The sequence below is a fragment of the Actinomadura nitritigenes genome (assembly GCF_017573545.1).
In the GTDB taxonomy this organism is placed as follows: Bacteria; Actinomycetota; Actinomycetes; order Streptosporangiales; family Streptosporangiaceae; genus Spirillospora; species Spirillospora nitritigenes.
Genome location: NZ_JAGEOK010000009.1, coordinates 30,450 through 43,659, shown reverse-complemented (window position 1 = coordinate 43,659; position 13,210 = coordinate 30,450). Strand labels below are relative to the sequence as shown.

10 protein-coding genes are annotated in these 13,210 nt (G+C 76.0%); 2 read left to right on the top strand and 8 right to left on the bottom strand.

Features of this window, described 5'->3' with window-relative positions; translation table 11 throughout:
- Nucleotides 1-230: 230 nt before the first annotated feature.
- Nucleotides 231-1,277 carry a matrixin family metalloprotease gene (locus J4557_RS15165; protein WP_208267173.1) on the top strand — a complete coding sequence of 349 codons (1,047 nt, stop codon included), beginning with the start codon at nt 231-233 and terminating at the stop codon, nt 1,275-1,277.
- A 40-nt stretch (nt 1,278-1,317) separates the two neighbouring features.
- Here the strand turns inward: J4557_RS15165 and J4557_RS15160 are convergent, their stop codons facing one another.
- The 3 genes from J4557_RS15160 to J4557_RS15150 all read right to left on the bottom strand — a co-directional run bounded on the left by J4557_RS15160 (nt 1,318) and on the right by J4557_RS15150 (nt 4,661).
- Entirely contained in the window at nt 1,318-2,019 is a 702-nt protein-coding gene (locus J4557_RS15160) for a class E sortase (protein ID WP_208267172.1), read from the bottom strand.
- A 153-nt stretch (nt 2,020-2,172) separates the two neighbouring features.
- The gene (locus J4557_RS15155; RefSeq protein ID WP_208267171.1) at nt 2,173-3,432 is read right to left on the bottom strand and encodes a chaplin family protein; all 1,260 of its coding nucleotides are present in this window, start codon (nt 3,430-3,432) and stop codon (nt 2,173-2,175) included.
- A gap of 242 nt (nt 3,433-3,674) precedes the next feature.
- Nucleotides 3,675-4,661: a hypothetical protein gene (locus J4557_RS15150; RefSeq protein ID WP_208267170.1), complete on the bottom strand. Its 987-nt coding sequence runs from the start codon at nt 4,659-4,661 to the stop codon at nt 3,675-3,677.
- 357 nt (nt 4,662-5,018) lie between these two features.
- Here J4557_RS15150 and J4557_RS15145 point away from each other — a divergent pair, with 357 nt between their 5' ends.
- Nucleotides 5,019-5,306 carry a hypothetical protein gene (locus tag J4557_RS15145; RefSeq protein ID WP_208267169.1) on the top strand — a complete coding sequence of 96 codons (288 nt, stop codon included), beginning with the start codon at nt 5,019-5,021 and terminating at the stop codon, nt 5,304-5,306.
- A gap of 179 nt (nt 5,307-5,485) precedes the next feature.
- On the opposite strand, the gene J4557_RS15140 is transcribed toward J4557_RS15145, so the two are convergent.
- The 5 genes from J4557_RS15140 to J4557_RS15120 all read right to left on the bottom strand — a co-directional run bounded on the left by J4557_RS15140 (nt 5,486) and on the right by J4557_RS15120 (nt 13,207).
- Nucleotides 5,486-6,730, bottom strand: a complete 1,245-nt coding sequence (locus J4557_RS15140) for an FAD-dependent oxidoreductase (RefSeq protein WP_208267168.1) — start codon at nt 6,728-6,730, stop codon at nt 5,486-5,488.
- A gap of 78 nt (nt 6,731-6,808) precedes the next feature.
- Nucleotides 6,809-8,059, bottom strand: coding sequence for a carboxylate--amine ligase (locus tag J4557_RS15135; RefSeq protein WP_208267167.1), 1,251 nt, complete (start codon nt 8,057-8,059; stop codon nt 6,809-6,811).
- A gap of 1,137 nt (nt 8,060-9,196) precedes the next feature.
- Nucleotides 9,197-10,846, bottom strand: a complete 1,650-nt coding sequence (locus tag J4557_RS15130) for a glycosyltransferase (protein ID WP_208267166.1) — start codon at nt 10,844-10,846, stop codon at nt 9,197-9,199.
- Entirely contained in the window at nt 10,839-12,287 is a 1,449-nt protein-coding gene (locus tag J4557_RS15125) for a GNAT family N-acetyltransferase (protein ID WP_208267165.1), read from the bottom strand. Before J4557_RS15125 ends, J4557_RS15130 begins: the two co-directional genes overlap by 8 nt.
- A complete protein-coding gene (locus tag J4557_RS15120) occupies nt 12,284-13,207 on the bottom strand; it encodes a Wzz/FepE/Etk N-terminal domain-containing protein (RefSeq protein WP_208267164.1) in 924 nt (307 codons plus the stop codon). Before J4557_RS15120 ends, J4557_RS15125 begins: the two co-directional genes overlap by 4 nt.
- Nucleotides 13,208-13,210: the final 3 nt, after the last annotated feature.

Sequence of the window (13,210 nt, the reverse complement as noted above, 5' to 3'; positions counted from 1 at the left end):
GTAAACGCGTTTACCGAATGATGGACGGCGATTTGCCCGACCCTGACCGTGCGGCACCGGCCGCCCCGTCCACCCTTTTTCCGGAAGATGCGCAGATGGCCGCCTTTTTGACAATGGCGCTATTCCCAATGTGGTGATCATTTTAGCCTGTGCCGGTTTGCCTTTTCCGGCGCCGCGAAAGACTGACGGCTGGAGCGCGAGAGGCTGTACCGACACATCGGAGAAATGGCATGGACGACGTCACGCCCGCCGGACGCGGGCGGCGCACCGGCGCCTGGCGCGCCGCCGCCCTGTCGTGCACCGTCGCCGGGGGCGCGATCACCGCGGGGGCGGTCGCCGCCGGGGCCGCCGAGCCGTCGCCGGACCGGCGCCCGCCGGGCTGGTGCGCGCCGGAGGGGACGCTCACCGCGCGGGCGATGCCGCAGAAGATCAGGATCTCCGAGTGCGACCTGCGCGGCCGGGTGGTGCGCGGCGAGAACGGGCTGGCCGCGACGGTCCCGGCCGACGGCACCTCGGTGACCGCGCACGCGCTGCGCACCGACGGCGCGTCCGAGCTGCGCGTCGGGGTCGACGAGGCGAAGGGCGAGATCACCCTCACCACCACCGGGACGCGCGTGCCGCAGGGCCGGCCGCGCGAGTTCCGCGCGCCGCTGGACGCCTGCAAGGACGACGCCTACCAGCAGGAACCGAGCAAGTGGCCGAAGGGCTCCACGATCGAGTGGCACTACTACCCGGGGACGGCGGGCCTGCCGATGTCGGGCGTGTCGGCCGGGGTCTCCAACGTGTTCGAGGCCAGGACGGACTGCACTCCGTCCCACGCGTTCGCGCCGCTGCCGGACGTCTCGGCGAAGTACGCGGGGCAGACGACCAAGGCGCCGAACGTGACCGCCGGTGCCGTCTGCGGCGACCGCGACGGGACGAACGTCTCGGGCTGGGAGGCGATGCCGGGCGCGGAGCCCGACGTCCTCGCGGCGACCTGCACCTGGTTCCGGGGCCCGACGACGATCGAGAGCGACACCGCGCTCCAGGAGCAGGGGAAGAAGTGGTGGGCGGGCCCGCAGGACGGCTCGTTCTGCCCGGCGGGCAGCTACGACGCCGCGGCCGTCACGACGCACGAGACGGGCCACATGCTCGGCCTCGGGCACGTCGAAGGGTCGCAGCATTCCAAGCTGACGATGGCCCCGACCGTCGCGGCCTGCGACGACGACCCGGCCGCCCTGGGGAAGGGCGACTACGACGGGCTCATCGCGCTGTACGGGGCCCGGTCGTCCGCCTGACCGGAATCCCGCGCCGGTTCGTTCCGCTCCCCCGGCGACGTCATTTCCCCATCTTCCCGACGACGACGATGCGGTGCCGGTCCGAGCCCTTCGGGGTGCAGCTGATGAGCGTGATGTACTCGCCGTTCGGCGCCTTTCCGGGTTTGAAGGGCACGGGTTCGAGGGCGCGCCGGTCCGTCGGCACGATGATGTGCCTGCCGCGCACCCGGTAGACGTAGGTCCTGTGGTGCGCCTTGAGGACGATCCGGTCGCCGCGCCGCAGCCGGTCGAGCGCGCCGAACGGGTGCAGCCACGTGGTGCGGTGGCCCAGCAGGACGGTGTTGCCGAGAGTGCCGGGCGGGGCCGTCCTCGGGTAGTGGCCGACGCCCTTGCTGAGCACGCGGCGCGAGACGCCCTCCCGCACCTTGATCTTCAGGTGGATCCGCTTGATCGAGATGGTGGCGATCACCTTCCCGATCCGCGGCCGGGCGGCGTGCGCGGCGGCGGTCCGGCCCGGCGCGGCCGCGACGGCGCGGGTCCCGGCCGGCGCGGCGTGCGCCGCCGGCGTCCCGGCCGCCGCCACGCATCCGGCGGCGAGGAACGCCACCGCGGGCAGCGCCCTCGCCGGCACCCGTGAGGCCCTCGCGCCCGGCGGCGTGCCGACCCACGACCCGTCGTCCCGCCTTCCGTCGTCCACCATCTTCGTCCCTTGCATCGTCTTCGTCTCCGGCATCGTCTTCGCCATCGTCTCGATCTCCACCATCCGTCTCCGTCTCCCGTGACACGGGAACCGGGCGGCGCGGCCCGCACGGGAGGGCCGCGCCGCCCGGACGCGGGGAAGGGGGCGGCACGTCTGCCGTCCCCTTCACCGTCGGCTCGGCCGGCCGCGCGGATCGTCATCCGGGCCGGTCATGACTCAGTGGGTCAGCGCGGTGCCCAGCTTGACCGGCGCCTCGCCGCCCTGCGGCAGCTGCGTGCCGACCTGCCCCGGCGTGACGTTCGCGACCGGCCTGGCGATCCGGGCGACCTTGCCCAGCAGGTCCTGCACGGCGGGCAGGCCGTCGGCGCTGCGGTAGTCCGGGCCCATCGCGATCCGCTCGCTGGTCCCCCGCAGGGTGGACGGCAGCTTGTGGTGCCCGGCCGCCGGGCGGTGCTTGGACGGCTTGTAGGGCGGCTTGTGGTGCGGCTTCTTCGGGAAGTGCTTGATCGGCGGCTCGTGGTGCTCGTGGCCGCCGCTGGTGACGGAGGCGCCGCCCTTGCAGCCCGCCTGCGCGATGCCGAGGATCGCGCCGATCGCGTTGCCGCAGACGTTCACGGGGACGGAGATCGGCGCGTACACCTGGTTGCCGCCCAGGATGGACAGGTTCCCGGACGTCTTCATGTTCGGCCCTTCGTCGCCCTTGCGCTCGACGGAGGCGCCGCCCTTGCAGCCGGCCTGGGTGATCCCCGCGATGAGGGAGACGGCGTTGCCGCAGACGTTCACCGGCACGGAGATCGGCGCGTACACCTGGTTGCCGCCCAGGATGGACAGGTTCCCGGACGTCTTCATGCCGTGCTCGTGGCCGCCCCAGCCGCCGTCCCAGCCGCCCATGCGGCCGTTGCCGGCGGCGGGCGCCTGGCGCTCGCCCGGCGCGGTCGGCGCCTGGAGCCCACCCGGTGCCGCGGGCGCCTGGCGGCCGCCCGGACCGGTGGGCGCCTGGCGCTCGCCCGGAACGGTGGCCTCGCGTCCGGCGCGCCAGCCGCTGTGGTGGTGGTGCCCGCCGCTCTTGACGGTGGCGCCGCCCTTGCAGCCGGCCCGCGCGATGCCGACGAGGGCGCCGACGGCGTTGCCGCAGACGTCCACCGGGATGGAGATCGGGGCGTAGAGCTGGTTGCCGCCGCCGATCGACAGGTTGCCCGAGGTGTGCATGTCGCCGCCGTCGCGGCCGCGCCGCTCGACGGACGCGCCGCCCTTCGAGCCGGCCTGGGCGATGCCGGCGGCGGCGCCGATGGCGTTGCCGCTGACGTCGATCGGTATCGAGATCGGCGCGACGATCTGGTTGCCGCCCAGGATGGACAGGTCCCCGCTGGTGCGGTTGTCCGCCGAGGCGGGGGCGCCGAGTCCGGACGTCCCCATCGCGACGCAGCCCGCCGCGACGAGGGCGGCGCGGCCGGTGTTCCTTGCCCAGATGCGCATGGTGTTGCTCCTTCTTTCGGTGAATCGGTGAATCGGTGATGATCACTGCGTGCACCGTCCGGGTGAGCGCAGCGGGCAGCGGTCTGGCCAGGACCGTGCCGTTCGGAGAGAAAGATCGGTGGAGAGGCGAGGGGAGGGCGGGAAGCGGCCGTCCGGCGCGCGGCGCGGGAGGCCCGCGGGCGGGTGAGGGCGGCTTCCGGCACGGGACCGCGCGGATGCGCGCGACGCCCCGGTGGCGGGTGCTAGTCGGGGACGACCGAGGGACGGCCCGGGGCCGCCTCGTCGGTCAGCGCGGTGCGGTGGAAGGCACCGGTGTCGAGGGCGCGCGGCGCCTGCGGGCGCTGCGCGGAGCCGAGGTCGGCGAACGGCCCGAACGGGTGCCCGCCGGACGGCGCGCCGCTGCGCGGGTTGCCGTCCTGGCCGGACGGCGCCCCGGGCGCGCCGGGCAGGCGGTGCCCGTCGCCGCACGCCCGGCAGTGGCCGCCGGAGCGGTGCGCCCCGGACGGCGCCTCGGCGGAGGCGTGGCCCGCCTTCTTCACGGCCGCCGCGATGCGGGCGCGGGCGGCGCCGTGCTCCTTCGCGTGCGCCGCGCCGTCAGGGCGGGACGACGCGTCCGCGCCGGGCCTCGGCGCGCCGTGCGCCGTGCTGTGCGGGGCGGCCACGCCGGGCACGAGCCGGCCGACGCCGTGGTCGTCCGACGGGACGTCCGGCAGCCGCAGGTGCGCGACGCCGGCCGCGCCGGCGGTCTTCGCCACGGTGCGGTCCACGGTGCCGCCGACCTTGCGGACCACGTGGCCGCCGTCGGCGGCGGCATCGCGCCCGCGCTCGCCCAGGTAGGCGACCGGTCGCCGGCCGGCCTCGCGGACGTCGCCGGTGACGGCGCCGGGCGTGCCGGCGGTCGGGCGGCCGCCCGCGAACCGGAAGTGGCGGAGCGTGGAGAGCCCGTCGAGCCCGGAGGCGCCGCCGGCGGCGTCGCTTACCGGGTTCCACCGGTCGGCCCGCTCCGTCTCCCCGGCCGCGGTGCTCCCGCCGGCGGTTCCGCTGCCGGCGGTTCCGGTTTCCGCGCCGCCGTTCCGGGCGGCGTAAGCGGACTGGTTGAAGGAGCTGAGCGCGATCCATCCGGCGAACGCGAATCCGGCGATGACGGCGACGCGCACGAGCGCGGTTCCGAGCGCGCGCCGCCGCACATCGGGGCTGCTCGCCCCGTGGCGGATCGGTTGGCGTCGCACTGCGGAAACTCCTCGCGTCGGGCCTGGTCGGGCCGTCGTTCGATGTCCGGTTCCGGGCCGGTCGGCATGACCGTAGCACCGCGCCGGGCGCGTTCACCGACGCGTTACCGGACGACTCGGCGCGTCTTTGCCATCCTTTACCCGGTCGTGGATTTCGCTTTCCGATGAGCCGTTTCCGCGACCGAAGGAAAGTGTTTTAGCCGGAATTCGCCCGCTTTATCGAGACTCGCTGCCCCGATGATCCGGGCGGACCCCGGCACCCGCGTCCCGGACCGATGTCCGGGAGAAGCATGGCGCACGGTATCCAGTGCGCTACATTCGGTGACAAGGTGGCCGTCTAATCGAGGAGCCGACCGCATGCCCGCCCCCTCCCCCGTGAACGCATGGTCGTGGTCGCCGCGCAGGACGGTGCTCCCGCGCGCCGCCGCCGCACCCCGCTCGCCCCGCGCGACCCGCCCGGTCCGCTACTCGGTCAGCCGCGAGGGCATCCGCCTCGCGCGCCGTTTCCGCAGGCCGGAGCGGATCCTCGCGCGCACCCGGCCGGAATGGACCCGGTTCTGGACGCTGTGGTCCCGGCTCGAATGGGCCGTCGCCACCGCCCGGGTCGAACGGGTCCGCCGCCGGGCCCGCCCGCACTGGCGCTGATCCCGCCGCGCTCCGCCCGCGCGGCCCCGCGGAAGCGGGCGCCGGTGGCGCGCCCGCCCCGGCGCGCCACCGGCGTCGTCCCGTCCGGTGAAGGATCTTCCTCCCCGTGAGATTTCTTCTCCCCGGGAGGAAGATCCTCTGCCCGGCGCCTACCGTCACCCTCCGGCGCCGTCCAGGCGCTACCTCGGGTCGGCCTCCAGGGCCGGCGCAGGCCGCCGCGCCGCGCCGCTCGCCGAGGGCGTCCGGTGGACGATGTGGCGGGCGATCCGGCGCGCCGCGAAGTTTGCGCCGTGCACGAACCGCATCACCGGCCCGAACGTCGGCGCCGCCGCCAGCCCCGCGAAGTACAGGCCCGGCATCGACGACTCGAAGTTGGCGCTGAGCACCGGCGCGCCGAGGCGGCTGTCCACCCGCACCCGCAGCTCCGGCGACAGCAGCTTCAGCCGCTCCACCTGCGGCACGAACCCGGTCGCCGCGATCACGTGCTCGGCCTCGACGACGAGGCGCCGACCCGTCCGGTCGACGGTGGTGATCGCGATGACGTCGTCCTGCTCGACGGCCTTCACGAGCCGCCGGCCCGCCGACACGCGGACCCGCTCGTCCAGCCGGTCCCGCAGCCACCACGCCCCGGCGGGCGGCAGCGTCTCGCGGACCAGCCGCAGCCGCGTCCGCTCCGGCAGGTACCGGACGACGCCGGGCCGCTCCGCCCACAGCCACGTCCGGTACCCGGTGCCGAGCCCGGACCGCGGGCCCTGCCGCAGCCGCTCGCCGAGGGTGCGGTGCTCCTTCGGCACCGTGTTCCAGTCGATCTCGCCGCGCCGCGCGATGACGTGCGGGTGCGCGCCCGCGTCGGCGAGCAGCACCGCCGTCTCCAGCGCCGACTGCCCGGCCCCGACGACCGCGACGTCCTTGCCCGCGAACAGGCTCAGGTCCCGGTGCTCGCCGCTGTGCGAGACGAGCCAGGACGGCATGCCCGCCAGCTCCTCGGGGACGTGCGCGAACGGGCCGACGCCGACCGCGACCACGACGGTGCGGGACGCGATCACCTCGCCGGTGGCGAGGGTGGCCTCGTACCCGGCCGGGCCGCCCCGCTCGACCTTCACCACCTGGCCGGCCTCGACGTCCGGCACCGCCTGCTCGGCGAACCAGCGGCCGTAGGCGACGAAGGTGTCCAGCGGGATCGGCTGGCCGAGCCGCCACTCGGGGTGGCGGTCGGTGAAGCGCAGGCCGTCCTGCGGCGCCCCGAGGCTGGACGCGAACGGCTCGGACTTCAGGTGCATGCCCTCGGGCATGCTGGTGGCCCAGTACTCCATGGGCGTGCCGATGATCCGCACCTCGAGCCCGAGGTTCTGCAGGTGCGCGGCGGTCGACAGGCCGTAGGGCCCGGCGCCGACGATGACGACGTCGCTGACCGAGTCGGTCATTTCTGGTTCCCCCGATGTGTGTCAGTGCTGTGATGGCGCCGCCTCCCCGGGCGCCGCCGGTGATGCGGCCCGGCCGGCTCAGCGGCCGGCCGGGCGGGGCGCGCGCCCCCGCGCGCGCCCGGCGGCGCGCAGCACGCTCTGCCCGCCCATGGCCAGGAACGGCGGCAGGTCGTCGCCGGCGTACCAGGCCAGCTCGTCGGCCTCGCGCAGCGGGCGGAGGGTCCCCGCGCGCAGCAGCGGCCGCCCGAGCGACTGCCGCAGGTAGTGGTTCTCCACCAGCATCCGGCGGCCGAACGCAGGCAGCGCCGGCGGGACGTCCCGCCCGGACTGGTCCAGGTGCAGGACGCGGACGAGGTCGAGCCCGCGCCGGTCGGTGAACAGCCGGAACTGCGCGCCGATCCGCGGGTTGAAGTCCAGCAGATGGTAGGCGCCGGTCCCGGCGTCGAACCGGAAGTCCAGGTCGACCGGGCCCCGGCAGCCGAGCGTCCGCACGGTCTGCACCGCGAGGCGCTCCAGCTCGGGGTTGCGGGTCCACTCCCCGGCGACCGTGTGGCCCGCCTGCGGCGGGTGCGCGAGGTGCTTGCGCCCGGTCGCGGCGAACAGGCAGTCCAGGGACGCGTCGAAGTAGCCGTGGAAGAACCAGTCGCCGCCGGCCTTCGGGATGCGCCGCTGCAGGATCAGCGGGCCGGCGCCGCCGTCCGGGTCGCGCCGGAGCCCGGCCGCGAACAGCCGGTACGCCTCGTCCAGGGTGTGCGCGACGGTGGTGCTGCGCATGCCCGGCGGCAGCCGCCACGGCCGCGCCCACTTGGCGATCAGCGGCAGGCCGAGCTCGGCGGCGGCGTCCTCCACGTCGGCGGCGCTGCGCGGCGTGCGGCTCTGCGGGCACGGCACGCCGTGCTCCCGGAGCGCGGCGATGAGCTGCGACTTGTCCGCGACGCGGCGCGGGACGTCGGGGTCCTGGCGCGGGAAGACGAACGCGGGCGCGAGCGCCTCGGCGTGCTCGGCGACGAACAGCGCGCCGGCGTCGTCGACGGGCAGCAGCAGCGCCGGGCGGCCGATCCGCTCGGCGATCCGGTGCAGGTGGGCGGCCAGCTCGGCGGGGCGCTCGGCGGGCGGCGCCCACGGATGCCCCCGGTACAGGTAGCGGGACCGGGACACCGGGCTGGCGCGGCCCTCCAGGATGGCGTGCACCGGCACTCCGGCGCGGCCGAGCGAACGGATCGCGCCGAGGCTTCCGTGGTGGAAGAAATTGTGGTCGGTGCGCAGCAGCAGGACGGGCAGCCCGGGGTCCAGGAGCGGCCCCGGCGGGGTGCGGGTGTCGAGGAACATCCGGGTCAGCCGGCCGGTTCCGGCGGCGGGTCTTGGCGCACGGCGTGCCTTCCCTTTCAAGGTAAATTTTGTGATCGGCCGCTTGGCCGATTCGTTCGCTGCGGCCGCCAACGGGCATACGATACGCATGCGAGCTGCGAATATCCATTCGACCGGGCGGCGGCCGCAGGAAACGCGGCGAAAAAGGCGCGCCGCGTTCTTCCCGTTCGCGCCGGTATTGCTCGCCTCCGCCGTCCTGGTCGCGCTCGCCGCGTCCACTCTGGTCGGCTGGTTCCGGCCGCAGGCCGCGCACAGAACGGCCAATTACGTTCCGTTGGGGGCGTTTCTCGGTTCGGGTGCGGAGGGCGTCGCCCGGGTGGAGCGGTTCCAGCGCTGGCTCGGCTCGACGGTCACCGTCGGGCGCACCTACCTGCCGGGCGACTCCTGGGACGACGTCGAGGGGCCCCCGCAGATCCTGCAGCCGTGGACGCGCTGGCGGGAGGCCGACCCGCGCCGGCTGCTGGTCGTCAACGTGCCGATGATGGCGCCGAACGAGGCGGGGCTGCAGCCGGTCGTGGTGGCATCGCTGCTGCGCGGCGGCGCGTCCGGCGCGTTCGACGGGCACTACCAGGCGCTCGCGCGGCACCTGGTCTCGCTGAACGCGGGCGACACGGTGATCGTCCTCGGCTGGGAGATGAACGGCGACGTCTACGACGGCCGCTGCGCGCCCGACCCGGACGCGTGGAGGGTGTACTGGCGGCGCATCGTCGCGGCGATGCGCGCGGTGCCCGGCGCGCGTTTCCGGTTCGATTTCGCGCCGAACCGCGGCCACGACGCGGTCCCGTGGACGGAGTGCTATCCGGGCGACGACGTGGTGGACGTCATCGGTTCCGACAGCTATGACCAGCCGCCCGGAGAGTCCTTCCAGGACTACATCGACGAGCCGTACGGGATGAAGGCCCAGGCGGACTTCGCCGCGGCCCGCGGAAAGCCCATCTCCTTTCCGGAATGGGGTCTGTTCCGCAACTCCGACAACCCCGAATATATCCAGGGAATGCATGACTGGATCATGTCGCATAACGTGGCCTACCAGTCGATCACGGACTACTGCCCGCACGGCGTGTGGGAATGCGGCGCCAACCCGCGCTCGGCGCGGGTCTACCGCGAGCTGTTCGGCGGCGTGACGGCGCCGTCGCCCGCGGAGTCGGGCAACGTCGCGACGCCGCCCATCGCCCCGCCGCCCTCGGCGCCGCCGCCCGGCCCGGCGGCGCCCCCGGCGGTCGCGCCGCAGTCCGCCCCGCCTTCGGGGACGGCGCCTTCAGGGACGGTGCCTCCGGGGACGGCGCCTTCGGTGCCTTCGGGAGCGGTACCGCCTGCGGGAGCCGTGCCGCCGTCGGGAGCCGTGTCGCCTGCAGGAACCGTGCCACCTGCAGGAACCGTGCCGCCCGCGGGAACCGTGCCGCCTGCGGGGGGCGGCCCGGCACCGGCTTCCGGGGCGCCCGCCCCGGCTCCGGCACCGCCGAGCGCCCCGCCCGGGCCGCCCGAACCGCCGGTGCACCCGCCGCCGGTGAACCCGCCGCCGAGGCGTCCCGCGCCCGACATCGCGAGGACCTCCGAACCGGCGAGGACGTCGACGCCCAGGTCCCCGGCCTCCGCGAGCTCGCGGGCCACGCCGTCCGGCGCCGTTCCGCCCCGGCCCGCCACCTCGAGGGTGACGGCGGCGAGGCGCGCGACCGTCTCGGCGATGTCGTAGCCGGCCGCGGCCTCCGCCGCCGCGCGGCCCTCCCGCTCCGCGACCCCCGGGAACAGCAGCCGCGCCGCCATCGCGTCGGCGAGCGCGCCCGGGTCGTCGACCGGCACGAGAGCGCCGAGCCCGGGACGGACGACCTCCGCGATGCCGGGGATGTCCGTCCCGACGAGGGACCGGCCGGTGGCGAGCGCCTCCAGCGCGGTCAGCGGCAGCCCCTCCCAGCGGGACGGCAGCACGACGACGTTCGCGGCGGCCAGCCAGTCCCGCGGGTCCCGCACGGCCGCGACGAGCCGGACGCCCGGCGCCGGGCGGCGGCGGAGCGCGTCGAGGTCCTCGCCGTCCCCGACGATCGCGAGGAGCGCGGACGGGCACCGGGCGGCGACCGCGGGCCACGCCGCGACCAGCACGTCCTGCGCCTTCTGCCGGGTCACGCGGCCGACGCACACGGCGAGCGGCGCGGCGGCGGGCAGCCCCAGCCGGGTCCGCGCGGCGAGCCGGGCGGACGCGTCGGCGGGCCGGAACCGGCGCCGGTCCACGCCGTTGCGGACGAGCCGGAACGGGCCGCGGAGCCCGGCCCGCATCCCGGCCCGCAGCTCGCCCTCGCCGACGCAGACGAGCGCGCCGGCGCGGCGGGCCGCGAACCGCTCCCAGCACCGGCTGACCGCGTCCTGCCGCCCGGTCGCCGCGAGCCACGACCAGCCGTGCGGCTGGAAGATCACCGGCACCCCGGACGGGAGGCGGCGCAGGCGCCCCGCGAGGCCCGCCTTCGAGGAGTGCAGGTGGACGACGTCGGGCCGGAAGCCCTTGACGAGGCGGCGCAGGCGCAGCGCCTCCAGCGGCGTCCGCGGGCCGGGGGCGCGGTCGGCGTCCCAGTTGAACCAGGGCACGCTCGCCGCCGCGCACCGGGCGGGCAGGTCCCCGCCGGGCGGGCAGGCGACCGCCACCTCCCAGCCGCGGCGCCGCTGGTCGGTGACGGCCTGGCCGACGTAGACGGCGACGCCGCCGGCGTTCGGCTGGCTGACGTGCAGGACGCGGAGCGGCTCGGCGGCGTCAGCCATGCCCGGACTGCCCACCCTTCCGCGCGCCCGCTCCCGCGTCGCGCACCGGCAGGGCGTCGTCGCCTACCGGCAGCGCGTCGTCGCGCGGGTGCGGCACCTCGTCCCGTTTCGCGCCGCCGGGCGCCCCGTCCGCGTGCGACGCGGGCTCGTGCGACACGGGTTCGTGCGGCGCGGGCTCATGCGGCGCGGGTTCGTGCGGCGCGGGTTCGTGCGGCGCGGGTTCGTGCGGCGCGGGTTCGTGCGGCGCGGGTTCGTGCGGCACCGGCTCGTGCGGCGCGGGTTCGTTCGCCGTGTCGTCGCGGGGCGGGGTGGGCAGCGGCACCGTCGCGGGACGGTGGTGGCCGCGGGCGGCGAGGCCCGCGCGGACCAGGGCGAAGCCCGCGAACAGGGACGCCGGGAAGCCGCGGCCGAGGACGATGCGCTGGTTCTGCACGCGCCTCGGCCGCCACTTCAGCTTGTACGGCTCCTCGCCGCGCAGCAGGTTGACGGCCTGCCGGCCGTGCGCGCGCGCGAGGGCGAGGTCCTCGCGCAGCAGCATCAGCGTGACGTCCACGCTGTCGCGCAACTCCGGGATCGCCCCGTACAGGTAGGCGCCGACGAACCGGTGCCCGATGAGGACGAGGTCGCTCGCGACGAGCCGCCCGTCCCAGTGGTACCGCAGCACGGCGGCGCGGCCCTCACGGACCATCGCGGCGCCCGCCTCGGCCAGGTGCCGGCGGAACCGCTCGCGGGAGTGCTCGGGGTTCATCGGCCGGCCGCGCCACTGCCGGGCGTGCATCTCCAGCAGCGCGCCGATCGCGTCCGCGGCCTGCTCGGGCGGGACGGGCTCGACGGTGATGCCCCGGACGTCGACCTTGCGGAGCTTCGCGCGCATCTTGCCGGCGCTGCGGCGCGGCAGCCGGTCCATGACCTCGGCGATGTCGGTGCAGGGCAGTTCCATGCACACCGACGCGGGCATCGGCCACGTCCGTCCGGGCCAGCGCCGCATCACCTGGTGGACGACCGAGCCGGGCCGCACCTCGGGCAGGTCGATCGCGCACCGGCCGCGCATGCCGTGCAGGGCGCGCGCGAGGTGCTCGACGGCGCCGTCGGCGTAGGCGGGGTCGAGCAGGAAGTCGGTGAAGTCGCTCTGCTCGTCGGCGATCGGCACCAGCACGGGGAAGCCCCAGCGGCCCGCGGTCATCAGCGGCGCGGCGGCGACGAGGCGGCCCCGGTAGCGGACGAGGACGAGCCTCAGCCGTCCCCGGACGCCGTACCAACCCCACCAGGCGCTGAGCCATTCGTGGGACTGGAACGGGGTCGCCTCCGGGCTGCGCTCGTACAGGTCGCGCAGCTCGCCGGCGAGTTCGATGAGGGCGCCCTCGTCGCGGCGCACCTCCACCTGCCATGCCCCGGCGGGCGCGGCGGCCCGGCTCGGGCGGATCGCGCTCGGCAGCGTCACGAGTGCACCTCCACGGGTTCGGCGGCGGGGCCCGGCACGGCTCCGCGCGGCGGACGGGACGCGTCGTGCAGGCCCCGCTGATGGGTTCGGCCGCGCCGCCCGCTGAGGACGGCGGCGCCGAGCCCGGCGAGCAGCACGCCGGACGCGGTGCCGACGGCGATGTCCAGCGGCGGGTTCGGCGACGACGGCGCCGACGGCGTCGCGGCCATGCTCATCAGCGCGACCCGGACGCCGGTGTCGGTGCGGTGCGAGGTGCCGTAGCGGACGAGGGCGTCGGCGGCGGCGTTGGCGTACGCGGCGGCGGCGGCCGGGGTGTCGGCGCTGCCCGCCAGCTTGATGAGCGGCGTGTCGGGCGAGGTGGACGACTGGATGTGGTCGCGGGTGGCGGCCATCGCGCCGTCCGGCAGCGGGATGGACGAGTAGGCGAGGGTCTCGGGCAGCGGCGCGAGGCGGCCGAACGCCTGCGCGAAGCTGACCGCGGCGGGTCCCTGGCCGCCGTCGCCGTCGTCGACGACGAGGACGTAGGCGGTGGCGGTGTAGGTGGTCGGCGCGAACAGGGCGTAGCCGAGCCCGCCGAGGAAGCCGCTCAGCACGAGCGCGATGAGCAGCCCGAACCGGCGGAGGAACGCGGTGAGCGGAGCGCGCAGCCGGCCGAGGACCGCCCCGGCGGCGCGGCCGGGCGTCGCGGCGGCGCGGCGCGCGGCGCGGCGGGCCTTGGCGCGGCCCTGCTTGGGGCGGCCGTCCTCGGCGGTGCCGGTCCTGCCGTGGCCGGCCCGGGCGCGCTCGGCCTTGCCGCGAGCGCCCCTGGTGCGGGCCGCGTCGGGACGGGCGGCCTCGGCGCCGGCGGCCTCCGCGGGCGGGCCGCCTCCGGGGGCCGGTTTCCCGGCGGCCGGCTTCCTGGTGGCGTCACGTTGCGACATCGG